The organism is Thermovirga lienii (genome assembly GCF_036847465.1).
Taxonomy (GTDB): domain Bacteria; phylum Synergistota; class Synergistia; order Synergistales; family Thermovirgaceae; genus Thermovirga; species Thermovirga lienii.
In genome coordinates this window covers 1-15874 of the sequence record NZ_DAITZW010000015.1, presented here as the reverse complement: position 1 = coordinate 15874, position 15874 = coordinate 1, and the positions used below count along the sequence as shown (strand labels likewise).

Below are 15874 nucleotides of genomic sequence, written 5' to 3'. Positions count from 1 at the left end.
ATGATGTGGATAAGAAACATAGCATAAGGTGCCTTTTTGGCACCGATGGAGTGAGAGATGTTGCAAATCGCGGCTTTATGACCCCTGAAATGGTTTTGAGGCTAGGAAGAGCCTATGTCCTATACCTAATAGAAAAAAAGGGAAATTCTAAGCCTACTATTGTGGTGGGAAGGGATCCTAGGCACTCAGGCAAGATGCTTGAGTCGGCCCTTATATCCGGAATGGTGTCGGCAGGGGCAAACGTCATAACGCTGGGTATAATACCTACTCCCGGAGTAAGTTACATGGTTAAAAAGCTGGGAGCAAGTGGAGGGGCGGTGGTGAGTGCTTCCCACAACCCTCCAGAATATAATGGGGTCAAATTTTTGGATGAAGAAGGATGTAAGCTTCTTGATGAGTCCGAGGCAGAAGTGGAAGAATACATAGGTGACAGCCTCAACGATGATTGGAGGCCCACAGGTGCTTCAATAGGTACGATTGAAGAAATCTCCGATGCATGGCTGGAATATGCTAAATGGATGGTGAGCCTTTTTGAAAGTTCTGCTTTCGAAGGGCGGAAATTGCTAGTGGATTGTGCCAACGGAGCGGCGGCAGAGCCTGCAAAGGCGGTTTTTAACAGCATGGGTTGCGAAGTTGATTTCTTGGGGATAAGCCAAGATGGGTTGAGCATAAATGAGCGTTCAGGTGTCATGCACTTGCGCAACTTGGCAGAAAAGGTTACAGAAGGTGGTTATGACTTTGGAATAGCCTACGATGGTGACGCGGATAGAACGTTGATAGTGGACTCGAAGGGGCGTACGATAGATGGAGACATCATGTTATGGGTCCTTGCCAGGTGGCTCAAAAAGTCTCATGCTCTCGGTGCAGGAGTTGTAGCGACTGTGATGAGCAACATGGCCCTTGAGGAACACCTGAAAGGGGAGGATATATCCGTTTATCGCTCCAACGTAGGTGACAGGTATGTAATGGAGACGATGAACAAATACGGCTCCCTTTTGGGAGGAGAACAGTCTGGCCATGTAATCATAAAAAAGTTCGCTTCAACAGGGGATGGACTTCTCACTTCCCTGGCATTTGTTAACGCGTGTTTTCTTTTGGGCGAGGAGATATCTTCTCTTGTCGATAGGTTCCATCGCTATCCTCAATTATTGAGAAACGTCCCATCCGAGAAAAAAGAAAAGATTATGGAAGATCCGGAGTTGTGGGAAACCATAAGACAAATAGAGGAAGAAATGAAAGGAATCGGTAGAGTCCTTGTGCGCCCATCTGGCACAGAGCCTCTGGTGAGGGTTTTAGTGGAGGCAAAGGATAATTCTGTGTTGGAATTGTATGCTAAGAGAGTAATTGATGCCATCCTGAAAAGTTCGGCGAAAGCTTGAAGGAGGATCACCATGGAGAAAGAAGAGGTTTCTGTTAAGACTTGCCTTTTTCCTGTGGCGGGTTTGGGTACCAGGTTTCTTCCTGCTACCAAGGAGATCCCTAAGGAGATGCTACCAGTTTTAGACAAACCTGTAATAGCGTACGGTGTGGAGGAGGCAGTTTCATCAGGCTGCAAGAAGATGATTTTTGTCACGTCAAAGGGGAAAAATTCGATCTTGGATTATTTTGATCGAAACCTTGAATTGGAAAGAGAACTCGAGAGAAGAGGGAAAAAAGATCTGGTGGAAGAGATAAAACGTATTTCGGAGGGGATCGAATGCGCTTCGGTGCGTCAAAGCCAACCGTTAGGCTTGGGACACGCAGTCCTGATGGGCGAACCCTTTTGTGATGAACCCTTTTTTGGAGTCATACTGCCCGATGACATCATGGTCTCCTCTGAAGGATCCCGACCAGTTTTGAGACAGCTTGTCGATGTATGTGAGGTGCGAAAGGCTTCCGTCGTGGCTTTGATGGAGGTTCCACCTTCGGAAACTAACAGGTACGGTATAGTAGAGATTGATCAAACCATTGGGGATGGCCTTTTCTCAATAAAGGGAATGGTAGAAAAACCGTCCCCAGAGGAAGCTCCTAGCAACTTTGCCATAATGGGGCGATACGTCCTTTCTTCGAGGATATTTGAGCATATTAGAAAATGCGCTCCTGGCGCAGGAGGAGAATATCAACTTACTGATGCCATAAGATCCCTCCTGGAAGAGGAGCCTGTTTACGGTCTTGTTTTTTCTGGCAAACGGTACGATTGTGGCACCAAGGAAGCTTGGCTTAGAACCAACGTTGCTTTGGCCTTGAGGGATGAAGCATTGCGGTCCATAGTATTGGAGGAGGTGAAAAAAGTAGAGGAAAATTGTAAGTGAGATTTAAGCAAGGTAAATTGAAGTTGTGATGAGTTTTAAGCGCCTGGACTGGTATAGGCCAGTTGACGAGGGCTGGGATTTTCGAGGATTCGGCGGGTGTCCCAGGGGTTGAGGAGATCAGCCCAGAAAGCCGTTTTACAAAACCACGGAGTGATCTGTGGGACAAAAAAAGCGGCAATCTCCTTTTTTGAGTCAACCTGGAAGGAGTGACTTAAGCATAGATGTGTGGAATTGTTGGATATGTAGGAGATAAAAATGCTTCTTGCGTCATATTGGATAGTTTGAGACGGCTTGAGTACAGAGGATATGACTCCGCTGGCATGGCCATAGATGGTGCGGATGGTATAGAAATATACAAAGAAGTGGGTAAGGTAGCCGATTTGGCGAAGCTCGTTGAGGGTAAAAACTCTAACGCCAAAAGAGGCATAGGCCACACTAGGTGGGCTACCCATGGCGGTGTCACCCTTTTGAACGCACATCCTCACAGCGATAGAAATGGACAGTTTGCTTTGGTTCACAATGGAATTATCGAGAATTACATGGACATAAAGGAACAACTTCAGCGTGAGGGAGTGGCCTTCAAGTCGGAGACGGACACGGAAGTAATAGTACATTTACTCTCTAATTATTACGACGAGATGAAAGATATGGTCGAGGCGATGGTCAAACTACAGGAAACCTTGTCTGGATCCTATGCTCTGGCTGTAATTCGAAAGGGAGACGATAGGAAAATTTATTGTGTCCGCAGGGGATCTCCTCTAGTTTTAGGCCTGGGAGAAGGAGAAACGTTCTGTGCGTCTGATGTTCCTGCTTTTCTGCCATATACTAGGTCCGTTGTATACCTGGAAGAAGGAGAGATAGCAGAACTGAGACCAGATGGAGTTACAGTTTGGAACAGCAAGGGAGAGTTGGTAAGCAAAGACGTACATACTGTGGAGTGGGATGTGACCATGGCCGAAAAGGCGGGGCATTCCCACTACATGCACAAAGAAATTCATGAGCAGGGAATGGTTTTGAGAACCACGTTGAAGGGTCGTATCTCTGATGGAAAGGTTGATTTGTCTAAAGATCTGAACTGGACTCAAGAAGATGTCCAAAGGTGGAGGAAGGTTCACATAGTCGCCTGTGGGACATCCTACTACGCAGCCTTAGTAGCTGAGAGAGTCTTTGAAAGATGGACGGATTTGGATATAAGAGTGGACATTGCCTCTGAGTATCGATACAGAAATTTACGGTGCGATCCGGAAACCTTGGCCATTTTCGTCTCTCAGTCGGGGGAGACAGCGGATACCATCGCGGCGCAGCGTAAAGCAAGAGCGGAGGGCGCCCACTGCATGGCCATAACCAACGTTAGGGGATCCACTTTGGCAAGGGAAGTTCATAGCATCTTGCTTTTGAAAGCCGGTCCCGAGATAGGTGTGGCTGCCACGAAAACCTTTACCGGCCAAGTCGCTGCTTTGTTTCTCTCTGCATTGTATCTAGGTCGTTTACGCGGCTCCATGACGGCGGATGAGGAAGCGAGGTTGGTAAACGAATTTCTCCAGATACCTTACAAGGTAGAAAACGTCTTGGAAAAGGAAAACGAGGTAATAAAGCTGGCACAAAAATACCATGACAGGCAGGACTTCCTTTTTATAGGCCGAGGTATATCTTTCCCTGTGGCATTGGAAGGTGCCCTTAAGCTAAAGGAGATATCTTACATCCACGCAGAGGCCTATGCAGCCGGCGAGATGAAACATGGCCCTATTGCTCTTTTGGACGAAAAAGTTCCTGTAATGGCTATTATCCCTAGGGATATGATGTACGAGAAGACCCTTTCAAACGTTTTAGAGGCCAAAGCTAGAAAAGCTCCCGTGATAGGCGTTTGCACGGAGGGAGATGAACATGCTTCCAAATACATGGATGATTATGTGGAGGTTCCGTGGACGGACGAGGAATTTTCGCCATTTTTAACGGTCATACCATTGCAACTTTTCGCTTTCCACGTAGCAAAGATTCTTGGTAAAGAAATAGATCAACCAAGGAATTTGGCCAAGAGCGTGACGGTCGAATAAATCTGGGGGGATGGGTATGGGCTGTTGTAGTTCCGCAGGGAAATGTTGCGGCAATAACAAAGCAGGTAAAAGTGATCCTGGCAAAAAGGAAGTCCAGATAGATTTCCTCTATTTGGACTTAGACGTATGCGATAGGTGCACAGGTACCTGGAAAAACCTCGAGGAGGCTCTCTCTGATGTTTCCAAGGTTTTGGAAGCAGCAGGGGTAAATGTCGTCCTAAACAAGATCCATATAAGGACTGAGGAGGAAGCCATTAAACATCAGTTGGTAACTTCTCCCACTATCAGAGTTAACGGCAGGGATATTCAGATGGAGGTTAAAGAAACCCAATGTGACTCTTGTGGCTCCCTTTGCGCTGAAGAAGTGGATTGCAGGGTCTGGGTTTATGACGGGGTAGAATACCCAGTTCCTCCTAAGGCTATGATAGTGGACGCCATATTGAAGGAAGTGTATGGAAGCGATAATAAAGAAGCCGAGGCAAAGCCGTATAGCCTTCCAGAAAATTTGAAGAAATTTTTCCAGGCTTTAGAGCAAAAGAAAGGTAACTGTAGCTGCTCTTAGCGTTTTGTAAATAGAAGGCGGCAAGGAAAGTTTGTCTTGCCGCCTTTTCATTCAGAGAGTGGGTGCGTAAACGGGAAGTATATACGTATGTGGGTTATGCAAGCCAAAGCATTGTCCTTTCTGCCCACGGCTTCCGGCATCCAAGTCCATTTTCCCCCATTTACCCGTACAAGGACCAGCGATTTCCTGCCGTAAGTGGACCACATATCCCATAATTTTTCTCCTCGTGATGGGCCAGGTACAAAGTAGCCGCTGAAAAGGGGCATACTGCCTACGAACTTGCCAGTGTAAGGAGCCACTATGAGCCACTGGGTCAAGTCCCATGCGGTGTACATTTCCTTTGAAGCTCCATGCTCCAAGGGGAGGATTTGGAATCCACCAACCTGACCCTTGGGAGAGGTGCTTATGTCTATGACGCCAGGATGGTTGGCCCTTATACGGCCTCTTTCCTGAAAAATAGTGCCCTGGAATCGCCCGCTTCCTGATACAGCCTTTATTACTCTTCCAAGGACCTTTGGGCCGTCTTTGCTCCAGGCGACGATTCTCCCTCCAGGTCGGTTTTCAATTTCCACGAAGTATGGGCTCTCCTTGGGTGCCTGTCGGATTTCCAAAACCATGGGTTTTTTTTGTAGCTTATCTCCCTTAATGTGCAGGATTGGAGTTACTTTGCTTCCCACAGAAGGAGCCCAGGCTCCGAAGATGCCTTGTCCGGGCGGTATGTTGGTAAGGATATAGGAATTTTCCCCTGCTGCTGGAGCTATAGTATTCCATGGTAGTATGCTGATGGTCCGTCCAAGGCCTTTTTCTATATTTAAAAGAATGTGTATTGCATTGACGGCGGAAGCTACTACTGTAGACGGCTCTCCCCATTTAGACGCGGTAAATGAAGGCCATCTGGCCATTTGGGGTATGGAGATTACCATACCCAAAGATACAGGTTTATCTGCCCCTCTCTGCGCTGTAATAGAGCCTCCAGGGAAGAGCTCTATTTTTATCGTGAATCCTTCTGGATCTTTGAAAGCCAGTGCATATGGAGCTGTAATGATTGGTGAAATGAAGTAAAAAAATATTGCTAGTGTAAATAGAATTAATTTTTTAAGTGTTAGGCTATTCATAATATGTTCCCACCTTGTTTTTTGCATTTGAAGAGAAGGCCTAATATTAGGGCAGCTGGTATTATGGGGCCCATTGCTAGCCAGACTTCTGTTTTGTAAAGGAAAATAGCTGAGATGGAGAAAAAAACGAAGAGCACCCCCCAGAAAAGGATGCGCCAAATAGAGGAACTGGACCTTCTAGCGGCCCAAGAAGTCGCTATTATGGAAAAGAAAATTGGCAAAATAAGTAAGATCTTATAGATATGTGCTGAAGATTCCGCAAACAAGTTTGGCATTTTAGCCTCTTACTAACTTTTATTGCCCCATAAATAATGATAAAATAGCTGAGGCGCTGGAGTAATGATATCAAAAAACTCAACATCTTGACAGATAGTGGGTTATCCAATATATAATTGCGAAGCTACCTTGGGGTGTAGCCAAGTTGGCAAGGCAGCGGACTTTGGATCCGCGATCGCTGGTTCGAGTCCAGCCACCCCAGCCAGAGTCTACAAATAAGGGGAAGCCCGGGCTTCCCCTTATTTAATGTTTCTTTTTGGCTAAAAGAAATTATCTTTGTATAATGTTTGTGCAAGCTATAAAACAAGCTTTTGGGTTTTCGTTTTAAGGAGAGACTCAAATGGAAAAAGTTGCGATAGGAGCAATAATTTTGGCTGCCGGCAAGGGGACACGAATGAAAAGCAAGAGTCCCAAAGTTATGGTTCCTTTGTTGGGGGAGCCCATACTATATTATCCTTTGAAAGCTCTTTCCTTTGTCCTTTCGATGGATGATGTGGCAGTTGTGGTGGGATGGAAAAGGGAAGAAGTGGAAAACTATCTGAAGCTTTCTTGGCCTCAGGTGACCCCCATACCACAAGAGAAACAGTTAGGCACGGGGCACGCGGTGCAGATGGCATCAGATTGGTTTTCAAAGTACGATCATGTTCTTGTTATGCCTGGAGACGTTCCCTTGATCTCAGGTAAAACGCTCAAAGGGCTTGTTGATGAGCACATCAAAGAAAACAACGATTGCACCTTTTTGGCTTTCTGCCCCCCCGATATAAAAGGTTATGGTAGAGTTATTTCATCTGACAACAAGGTAAGGATAGTGGAGGAAAAGGATGCCACGGAAGAAGAGAAGAAAGTCAACTTAGCCAATACAGGAATATATGTTTTCAAGGCAACATCTTTGGCGGAGGCTTTAGGCAGTATAAACAATTGCAATGCCCAGGGAGAGTATTATTTGACAGATGTGGTAGAGCTCCTGTCCATAAAAGGCAAGCTGGTTAAGGTCAAAGTTTTAGATGATAGTTCTGAGGCCAAGGGAATTAATAGTCCATATCAACTGGCTGAGGTCTCAGAAACGCTGCGACTGAAGATTATCGAAGGACATTTGTCCAATGGCGTTCGCCTTGACGATCTTGTTACCTCATGGATTGGTCCTCAGGTAGTTATTGAGCCTGATGTGCACATAGCTCCCAATGTTCAGATTTGGGGGGAGAGCGTTATCCGGGAAGGAAGCAGAATTGGAAGTTTCTCGGTTCTGAGGAATGCCCAGGTGGGGCCCCTGGCTGTGGTCAAAGAGCATGTGATCCTGGAAAACAGCATTGTTGGTGAGGGGGCTACAGTAGGGCCCTTTGCTTACGTTAGGGAGGGCAGTGAAATTGGTGAAGAAGCTTTTGTCGGCAAGTTCGTCGAGGTCAAAAAATCGAGGATAGGAAAGAAAAGTAAGGTTCCACACCATTCGTACTTGGGAGATGCGCAGGTTGGTTCAAACACTAATATAGGAGCTGGAACCATTACGTGTAATTATGATGGCAAGAAAAAGAACAAAACATTTATAGGTAATAACTGCTTTATAGGTAGCGATACCATGCTGGTTGCACCGGTAAACATAGGGGATGGAGCCTATACAGGTGCAGGGTCCGTTATAACCAAGGATGTTCCCCCTGGAAGTCTCGCAATAGGCAGGGCGAAGCAGAAGAATATAGAAGGTTGGTTGGAAAGGCGCGAAAAGAGAGGGGAGGAAGCTTAAATGGTTTCGAAGCTAAGAGAAATAAAAATTTTTACAGGTACGGCGCATCCCCTTTTTGCTGAAAGGGTCTGTGAGAGTTTGGGTACTAAGTTGGCAGCTGCTAGGTTGTTCAGGTTTTCAGATGGGGAGATTGGTGTCTCCATAGAGGAAAGTGTGAGAGGGGCAGATGTTTACATCATACAGCCAACTTGTCATCCTGTGAACGAGAACTTGATGGAGCTTTTGATAATGATAGACGTACTGCGCCGCGCGTCTGCTTACAGAATAAACGTTGTTACTCCTTACTTTGGATATGCTAGACAAGACAGAAAGACCAAAGCGAGGGAACCCATAACGGCCAAGCTAGTGGCTAACCTAATTGAGAAAGCCGGTGCGGACAGGCTGATAGTGGCTGATCTGCACGCTGGGCAAATACAGGGTTTCTTTGACATACCCGTGGATCACCTCACAGGTGTACCTCTTTTGGCATCATATTTCAAGCAACACCTCAAAGATGAGTTGGAGGAAGATAAAATAGTTGTTGTTTCCCCAGACATAGGTGGTGTTGTGAGGGCCAGGCGTTTTGCCGTTCATTTAAATGCAGATTTGGCCATAGTGGACAAAAGGAGATCTCATGAGGTGGCAAACCTCAGTGAGGTGATGGAGATCATAGGAAACGTGCAAGGCAAGACTGCCATTCTTGTCGACGATATAATTGATACTGCGGGGACGGTTGTGCAGGCAGCGGAGGCCCTTTTGGAAAGGGGAGCTTCCAGAGTTTTTGCTTGTGCAACCCATGGCGTCCTTTCGGGGCCTGCTGTGGATAGAATCAAAAAGTCTCCCATTGAAAAACTGGTCTTGACGGATACAGTAAATATTCCCGAAGAAAAGCACCTTGACAACATCAAGGAGTTGTCCATAGCTCCTCTTTTTGCGGAGGCTATAAGCCGGATTCATTCAGATCATTCGGTCAGCATACTTTTTAGGTAATTGAGCGAAAGCTAGAGTATAAAAAGGAGGAACGAACCATGGCTCTTAGTGCGAAGATATCCATGAAAAAGAGAGAAGGAACAGGTAAAGAAGTAAGCAGAAAAATAAGAAAAGAAGGTTACATTCCAGGAGTGTTCTACGGCCCAGAACTTGAAGAAGCTATTCCTGTTATGGTTGATGCAAAGGCTATAAGGCCCTTCGCAAACTCAGCACACTGGGAAACCATAAGAATTGAATGTCAATTTGAGGATGGGACGGAAGCTGAATGCTTGATGAAAGAGATTCAGAGGGATCCTTTGACGGGAGAGATCCTTCATGTAGATTTCCTCAAGCTTGTCAAAGGGCACAAGGTAATAGTAAACGTTCCAATAGACGTGGTTGGGAAAGATGTTTGTGTTGGAGTCAAACAGGGCGGAGTATTAGAGGTTCTAATGCACGAAATAGAAATGGAAGTTCTGCCAAGAGAAATCCCTGAGGCTGTAGTTGTAGATGTGTCAAAGCTAGGTATAGACGACGTGATTCATATTAAAGACCTTAAGTTGCCCGAGAGCGCAGTGGTTGATCAGGATCCCAACGCAGCGGTAGTAATGGTGTCATCTGCTAGAGTTGCCGTGGAAGAAGAGGGCGAAGAAGGCGAAGAACAAGAAGTAGAAGTCATTGGTAAAGGAAAGAAGAAAGAGGAGGAGTAGTTTTTGCTTCTCATCGTAGGGTTGGGAAATCCAGGCCCCCGTTACGTTTGGACGCGTCACAACGTAGGATGGCTATTCGTTGATTGGTTGGTTGAAGAGACAAAGGCGAAACTGCGAACTAATGGGGCGAGTTACATGTTGTGGGGGCCAGTATCCATCAACGGCAGAGATGTAGCCATGATGAAGCCCACTACCTATATGAACAGAAGTGGATCTGCCTTGAAGGATTTACCTGAAGGATTTATCCAGGATGCTAGTGATGTTTTGGTTGTTTATGATGATGTGGCTATACCCTTTGGTAGGATGAGGCTTAGAAAAAAGGGTTCAGCAGGTGGGCATAACGGTATGCTGTCCATACTGGCTGCTTTGGGAACACTAGAAGTGCCTCGCTTAAGGATTGGGATAGGCAGTAATACAGAGCAGCTGGAGTTGTCAGAGTTTGTGTTGTCTGAATTCACTGAGGAAGAGAAAGAAAAATTGCCAATGTTGTTCGACAAGGGAATTGAGGTTATAAACTGTGTAGTTAATGGCGACTGGGATAAAGGGATGCAGATAGCCAACTCTTTTGCTTTGAATGCCTAATATGTATGATGGGAGGGAGACGGTGCCTGTTTTCCTCCCTTTTGCTTGTTATGAAAGGCAAAAATGGTTAGATATATAAACAACTTAAAGGATCTAGACGAAAAAGAGCATAAAGATCGAAGCAGAATTCACTTAAAAGGCAAAACTAGTGCCTTGGCTTGGATTTCAAGGGGGTTAACTCCCCCTGTTTTGTTTGTTTTGCCAGATAAAAGGACGCAAGAAGATTTCTTGGTGGACTGGGCGTCTATATCAGGCAAGGATAAAGAAACGAGCGTTTTATTGGAGTTACCTTTGACCCAAGAGGGGTTTGAAAATGAAGCGCTCAAGATAAAAAGAGGTCAGACCCTAGTAGATTGGAACAACGATAAAGGGTATATGGTTGCCACCTCTTCATCTCTTATGGCTCCTTTCATACTTCCTGGAAGAGTGTTTCAAGTAAAACGACGTAGTCTGGTTGATAGAGACGAACTTTTAGAATGGCTTTCGAAAGAAGGGTATGAGAGGGTAGATATTGTTTGGTTGCCAGGGCAGTACGTCAGTAGAGGCAGCATAGTAGATGTTTTTAGCCCCGGAGACAAAAACCCTGTCAGAATAGAGTTTTTCGATGACGCTGTGGAGAGCGTTCGTTTCTTTAGGATCGAAGACCAAAGAAGCATTGAACTAGTAGATGAAGTGTGCCTTTTAAGTTTAAAGGGCAGAGGGAAAACGCCTTTAAGGGATTTGATTCCGTTGGACACCAAAGTGGTGTTGTATGAACCTAGCGAAATAGACAAAAACGCCAGCGATTGGCGTTGGTTAGCTGAGGCAATTTATAAAGACGCTAAAGAGGGAGATTTGGTTTCTTTAAGTTGGGGAGAAGTTTTGAAGTCTTTCTCCGATGTCAAAGTTTTCGAGGTCACCAAGAATTTAGCTTTGGCCGATTTCAGGACCAAAATAGAGGAAATTCCTCCCTTTAAAGGAGATGTCAGGGCCTATCGGGATTTTGTTAGATACTGGATAGGAAAGAGCTATGATGTGCATGTTTTTTGTTCTGACAAGGATGAAACTTTGCTGGAGCATAATAACAGTATATGCGTCAAGACAGGTAAAATAACTGGAGGTTTTATAGATCATTATTCTCAAGTAGTTTATTTGAGCGAATTTGAGCTGCATGGTATTCCGATCGCAAATGAAAGGGAAGTTTCTTCAGGTCCACCTCTGGAGTGGAATGAGTTGGTAGCTAGGTCCACATATGTGGTGCATGAAGATTATGGTATAGCCAAAAATTTGGGTTTAGAGACCCTAACAATAGATGGCATGTCCACCGATTTCGTGGTTCTCGAATTTACGGAGAAAAAACGCCTGATGGTTCCCCTTTTGCAGCTTTACAAGATAACGCCTTATTACGTTCCTGAGACGTTGGAGGTAAAGCTAGACAGTCTTAGAGGAAAGGCGTGGGCCAAGTCCAAAGCCAAGGCAAGGGAAAGGGCTCAAAAAGCTGCAGAAATGCTTGTAGCAATGTACTCCCAGAGGGAAACTATAAAAGCCAAACCCTGCAGTAAGGATGGGGAGATTATAAAGAAACTTGAATCTGATTGTCCATTCCCACTTACTAAGGACCAAGAAAAGGCCGTAATGGCAATTAAAAAAGATCTTGAATCGGATAGACCCATGGACCGTTTGCTTGTTGGAGATGTAGGCATAGGAAAAACTGAAGTTGCTATTAGGGCTGCAGTGAAGATGGTAGAAAATGGGCGGCAGGTTTTTGTATTGGCTCCTACTACGATCCTTTCCCAGCAACACTACAGGACATTCAAGATCAGATGTGCAGGTTTGCCTATAAACATAGAGCATATATCCAGGTTTTCGTCTTCCTCTGAAGAGAGGCGCATAAAGGAGAAATTGGCCTCTGGAGAAGTGGACATCCTGATAGGAACCCATAAGCTGCTCCAGAAAGACGTGAAAGTCAAGGATTTGGGCCTTGTTATAATAGACGAAGAACATCGCTTTGGGGTTCTTCACAAGGAGTTACCTAAATTTATAGATCCCAGTGTACACGTCTTGACCATGACGGCAACCCCCATACCTAGGACCCTGTATCTTGCTTTGGGCGGCCTTAGGGACCTCTCGATAATAAACACCCAACCATACAGACGTAAGCCCGTAATAACTTATATTGGGACTTGGGATCCCTTGTTGGTGAAACAGGCTATATTAAGGGAAAAAAACAGAGGGGGACAGGTCTTCTATATCCATAATAGAGTGGAGACCATCAGTCAAAGAGCGTCGTTTTTGTCCAACCTTTTACCTGGCGTCAGACTAGGTGTAGCTCATGGAAGGATGAAGGAGAAGGAATTGAGCCGGGTCATGGACAAATTCATAGCGAAAGAGATCGATGTCCTGTTATGTACTACCATCGTAGAAAGTGGCTTGGATATCCCCTCCGCCAACACTCTAATAGTTGATAATTCTCAGGACCTTGGGTTGGCTCAGCTCTACCAACTTAGGGGAAGGATAGGAAGAAGAGAGGAACAAGCCTTTGCCTTTTTTATGTATCCCAAGGAGGAGGTTCTCACTATTGAAGCAAGAGAAAGGTTGGAAGCGATAGCCGATTTGGGAGAGGGCTTGACAGGCTACGAGTTGGCAAGGCGAGATTTACAAATTAGAGGAGGCGGAGAAATTTTGGGCTTGCGCCAGCATGGACATATGGAAAGAGTGGGGTTCCATCTGTACTGTAAGATGCTAGAGGAAGAAGTTAGAAAAATTAGAGGGAAAGAGGAGGAGTCTTTGCAGACCCACGTGGATGTGAGGTTGCCGCTATCTTTTCCTTCCCATTTCATGCCCCAGTCATCGGTTAGGGTGGCCTTTTTCCGTAGGTTGTTGAGAAGCGAATCGCTGGAAGAGGTGTATGCTTTGGAAGGGGAGGCCAGGGATAGGTTCGGAAAGCTACCAGAGAGCATGAAGTTTTTGTTTGCCATAGCAAGGGTAAAGCTCATAGGTCCTAAGGTAGGCATTACAAGTGTAAGATGCACAGAAGAAGAGACATTGGTGTGGAGCAAAAGCAAAGATATAATATCTAGGTTGCCATCCAAGGAGTGGTTTTACAAATCTGATGGTAGTATAGTGGGGCCGGGCGGATATCGAGGTTTGCCTATTTTGGATAGAGCGCTTTTAAGCTTTTTAGGAATGGCCAAGGAGGAAGTTAAATGACTGACAGGGACAAACTGGGTAAAAAACTAGCCAATCTGCTTGATGTGATGGAAAAACTTAGAGCTCCTGAAGGGTGCCCGTGGGATAGAGAACAAACTATGGAGAGCTTGAAACCCTACATAATAGAGGAAGCATACGAACTTGTGGAGGCAATAGATAGAGAGGACCTCCAAGAGATAGAGGAAGAGTGTGGGGATTTACTCCTGCAGGTAGTGTTTGTCTCTCAACTAGCCAAAGAAAACAAGGCATTTGACTTTGATTCCGTCATAGAACGGCTGACCTCAAAGTTGATTAGGAGACATCCTCATGTGTTCGGCAGCGTCGAGGTGGACTCAAGTGACGCAGTAAGGAAAAACTGGGAAAAGATAAAGAAGGAAGAAAGAAAAGAAGGGAGAAAGGATACTTCCGTCTTGGCTGGAATACCCAAAAAATTGCCTGCTTTGATAAGAGCACTACAAATACAAGAAAGGGCTGCTAAGGTAGGGTTTGATTGGCCCCATGGGGACTTGGCCCCTCTATTCGATAAGTTGCAGGAAGAGGTAGAGGAGCTTAAAGAAGCAAAAGAAAAAGGCGAAGACAGCAAAATAGAGGAAGAGTTGGGGGATTTGTTGTTTATAGTTGTGAACTTGGCTAGACACCTAGGAAAGGATGCTGAGATATGCCTTCAGAAGGCAAACGATAAATTTACCAAGAGGTTTAAGTTCATCGAGGAGACTGTAGAAAAAAGCGGGAAGAGATGGTCGGACTTTTCCTTGGAAGACTTGGAGGCCCTATGGCAGAGATCCAAGGTTGACATTTAATGGTGGAATAAAAATAAACATGAGTATAAAATAGCTAACATTGAAACAGGTATAGCTTGGAGGTGCCTAAATGGAGCCGAGAGAAAAGAAAAACATTAAGAAAGATAGCGTGAAGGGTACATCTGGTGTTGTAATAGAGGAAAAGGAGCAGGTGGAAATAAAGCCTCCAAAGGAAAAAAGGAAAGTAGGAATAACCGAGACGGCTTTAAGAGATGCTCATCAATCCATAATGGCCACGAGGTTACGTACTAAGGACATGCTACCAGTTGCGGAGCTGATGGATGAAGTAGGCTATCACTCCTTGGAAGTTTGGGGTGGTGCCACTTTCGATGCTTGTATGCGCTTTTTGGACGAGGACCCATGGCAGCGCCTTCGAGAGCTCAGAAAAAGGTTCAAGAAGACCAAGTTGCAAATGCTCTTGAGAGGGCAGAATCTAGTAGGTTATCGGCATTATGCGGATGACGTGGTCCGTGAGTTTGTGAAAAGGGCCGTGAGCAACGGGTTGGACATCATAAGGGTGTTTGATGCCCTGAATGATTTGAGGAATATGGAGGTCGCTGCCGACCAGATCAAGAAGGAAGGTTGCCACCTACAGATGTGCATATCATATACCATCTCTCCCGTGCATTCGTTGGAATCCTTCGCGAAGCTTTCGTTGGAGATGAAAGGGATGGGAGCGGATTCCATATGCATTAAAGACATGGCCGGACTTTTAAGCCCTGTAGATGCGTTCAATTTGGTTAAGGCGATAAAAGAAAGAACTTCTCTGCCAGTGCAGGTGCATTGCCACTATACGAGTGGAATGGCTTCCATGGCTTACTTCGCAGCCTTAGAGGCTGGGGCAGATGTTGTGGACTGTGCCATATCGCCTTTAGCAATGGGCACAAGCCAGCCAGCTACCGAAGCGATAGTGGCTGCTTTGAAAGGTGGCGACCTGGATACTGGGATAGACCTTAAAAAGTTGGTCCCTGTAGCGGAGCACTTCAAAAAGGTTAAGGAAGAGAATAGGAACCTCGTAATGGGGATAGAAGGGGTGGACGTAAACGTTCTAATATACCAAATCCCCGGGGGGATGTATTCGAACCTTGTAAGCCAGCTGAAGGAGCAAAATGCTCTGGACAAATTGCAGGATGTATTGGAAGAGGTGCCCAAGGTCAGAAAGGAAATGGGTTATCCTCCTCTTGTTACTCCCACTAGCCAAATTGTTGGAACTCAGGCAACATTGAACGTCCTGACGGGTAAAAGATGGAAGATAGTTCCCAAGGAAGTTAAAAACTACTTTTTAGGTTTTTACGGAAGGCCTCCGGGTGAAATGGATGAGGACATAAAGAAAATAGTGATTGGCGATGATAAACCCATAGAGAGCCGCCCGGGAGAGATTCTAGAGCCAGAGCTCGAAAAGGCAAGAGAGGTTATCAAACCTTGGATGGTTGAGCCGGAGGATGTCCTAAGTTATGTTCTTTTCCCTGCGGTGGCCAAAGATTTCTTGATCAGAAAATATGCGAGAGCGACAAAACGGGACGTAGGTTTTGAGGAGGCCCTAGAAGGGGTAGCCTACCCAGTGTGATGCTACAATATAGATTAAATGTTACAATTCCGTCGTGGATACTTG

At 45.6% G+C, this 15874-nt stretch carries 13 protein-coding genes and 1 tRNA gene; 13 read left to right on the top strand and 1 reads right to left on the bottom strand.

The window, feature by feature from the left end; all coding sequences use genetic code 11:
* Positions 1–5 precede the first annotated feature (5 nt).
* The 4 genes from glmM (at position 6) to V7Z69_RS05555 (ending at position 4907) form a co-directional block, all read left to right on the top strand.
* The gene (gene glmM, locus V7Z69_RS05570) at positions 6–1379 is read left to right on the top strand and encodes a phosphoglucosamine mutase (RefSeq protein ID WP_014162913.1); all 1374 of its coding nucleotides are present in this window, start codon (positions 6–8) and stop codon (positions 1377–1379) included.
* Positions 1380–1391: 12 nt separating this feature from the next.
* Entirely contained in the window at positions 1392–2291 is a 900-nt protein-coding gene (galU, locus tag V7Z69_RS05565; RefSeq protein ID WP_014162914.1) for a UTP--glucose-1-phosphate uridylyltransferase GalU, read from the top strand.
* A gap of 221 nt (positions 2292–2512) precedes the next feature.
* Positions 2513–4345: a glutamine--fructose-6-phosphate transaminase (isomerizing) gene (gene glmS, locus V7Z69_RS05560; protein WP_334139021.1), complete on the top strand. Its 1833-nt coding sequence runs from the start codon at positions 2513–2515 to the stop codon at positions 4343–4345.
* A gap of 16 nt (positions 4346–4361) precedes the next feature.
* Positions 4362–4907, top strand: coding sequence for a DUF2703 domain-containing protein (locus tag V7Z69_RS05555; protein WP_334139020.1), 546 nt, complete (start codon positions 4362–4364; stop codon positions 4905–4907).
* A 47-nt stretch (positions 4908–4954) separates the two neighbouring features.
* Here the strand turns inward: V7Z69_RS05555 and V7Z69_RS05550 are convergent, their stop codons facing one another.
* Positions 4955–6022, bottom strand: a complete 1068-nt coding sequence (locus V7Z69_RS05550; protein WP_014162917.1) for a hypothetical protein — start codon at positions 6020–6022, stop codon at positions 4955–4957.
* A 114-nt stretch (positions 6023–6136) separates the two neighbouring features.
* Here V7Z69_RS05550 and V7Z69_RS05545 point away from each other — a divergent pair, with 114 nt between their 5' ends.
* The 9 genes from V7Z69_RS05545 (at position 6137) to V7Z69_RS05505 (ending at position 15829) form a co-directional block, all read left to right on the top strand.
* Positions 6137–6262: a hypothetical protein gene (locus tag V7Z69_RS05545; protein WP_334139019.1), complete on the top strand. Its 126-nt coding sequence runs from the start codon at positions 6137–6139 to the stop codon at positions 6260–6262.
* A 166-nt stretch (positions 6263–6428) separates the two neighbouring features.
* Positions 6429–6503 (top strand) — tRNA-Gln (locus V7Z69_RS05540).
* 135 nt (positions 6504–6638) lie between these two features.
* Positions 6639–8033 carry a bifunctional UDP-N-acetylglucosamine diphosphorylase/glucosamine-1-phosphate N-acetyltransferase GlmU gene (gene glmU, locus V7Z69_RS05535; RefSeq protein WP_014162919.1) on the top strand — a complete coding sequence of 465 codons (1395 nt, stop codon included), beginning with the start codon at positions 6639–6641 and terminating at the stop codon, positions 8031–8033.
* Positions 8034–9002 carry a ribose-phosphate diphosphokinase gene (locus V7Z69_RS05530; RefSeq protein WP_334139018.1) on the top strand — a complete coding sequence of 323 codons (969 nt, stop codon included), beginning with the start codon at positions 8034–8036 and terminating at the stop codon, positions 9000–9002.
* A gap of 38 nt (positions 9003–9040) precedes the next feature.
* A complete protein-coding gene (locus tag V7Z69_RS05525; protein ID WP_334139017.1) occupies positions 9041–9691 on the top strand; it encodes a 50S ribosomal protein L25 in 651 nt (216 codons plus the stop codon).
* Between the two features lie 3 nt (positions 9692–9694).
* Entirely contained in the window at positions 9695–10273 is a 579-nt protein-coding gene (gene pth, locus V7Z69_RS05520; protein ID WP_014162922.1) for an aminoacyl-tRNA hydrolase, read from the top strand.
* Between the two features lie 63 nt (positions 10274–10336).
* Positions 10337–13462 carry a DEAD/DEAH box helicase gene (locus V7Z69_RS05515; RefSeq protein WP_334139014.1) on the top strand — a complete coding sequence of 1042 codons (3126 nt, stop codon included), beginning with the start codon at positions 10337–10339 and terminating at the stop codon, positions 13460–13462.
* Positions 13459–14262 (top strand): nucleoside triphosphate pyrophosphohydrolase, encoded by an 804-nt coding sequence (mazG, locus tag V7Z69_RS05510; protein WP_014162924.1) that lies wholly within the window; start codon positions 13459–13461, stop codon positions 14260–14262. Before V7Z69_RS05515 ends, mazG begins: the two co-directional genes overlap by 4 nt.
* Positions 14263–14332: 70 nt before the next feature.
* Positions 14333–15829, top strand: coding sequence for an oxaloacetate decarboxylase subunit alpha (locus V7Z69_RS05505; RefSeq protein ID WP_014162925.1), 1497 nt, complete (start codon positions 14333–14335; stop codon positions 15827–15829).
* The last annotated feature ends 45 nt before the right edge of the window (positions 15830–15874 follow it).

Coding starts and splice junctions, on each gene's coding strand:
- V7Z69_RS05545 (WP_334139019.1), top strand. CDS start 6,137: ATGGAGAAAAAAACGAAGAGCACCCCCCAGAAAAGGATGCGCCAAATA.
- glmS (WP_334139021.1), top strand. CDS start 2,513: ATGTGTGGAATTGTTGGATATGTAGGAGATAAAAATGCTTCTTGCGTC.
- V7Z69_RS05530 (WP_334139018.1), top strand. CDS start 8,034: ATGGTTTCGAAGCTAAGAGAAATAAAAATTTTTACAGGTACGGCGCAT.
- V7Z69_RS05550 (WP_014162917.1), bottom strand. CDS start 6,022: ATGAATAGCCTAACACTTAAAAAATTAATTCTATTTACACTAGCAATA.
- galU (WP_014162914.1), top strand. CDS start 1,392: ATGGAGAAAGAAGAGGTTTCTGTTAAGACTTGCCTTTTTCCTGTGGCG.
- V7Z69_RS05555 (WP_334139020.1), top strand. CDS start 4,362: ATGGGCTGTTGTAGTTCCGCAGGGAAATGTTGCGGCAATAACAAAGCA.
- V7Z69_RS05515 (WP_334139014.1), top strand. CDS start 10,337: ATGGTTAGATATATAAACAACTTAAAGGATCTAGACGAAAAAGAGCAT.
- glmU (WP_014162919.1), top strand. CDS start 6,639: ATGGAAAAAGTTGCGATAGGAGCAATAATTTTGGCTGCCGGCAAGGGG.
- mazG (WP_014162924.1), top strand. CDS start 13,459: ATGACTGACAGGGACAAACTGGGTAAAAAACTAGCCAATCTGCTTGAT.
- V7Z69_RS05525 (WP_334139017.1), top strand. CDS start 9,041: ATGGCTCTTAGTGCGAAGATATCCATGAAAAAGAGAGAAGGAACAGGT.
- V7Z69_RS05505 (WP_014162925.1), top strand. CDS start 14,333: ATGGAGCCGAGAGAAAAGAAAAACATTAAGAAAGATAGCGTGAAGGGT.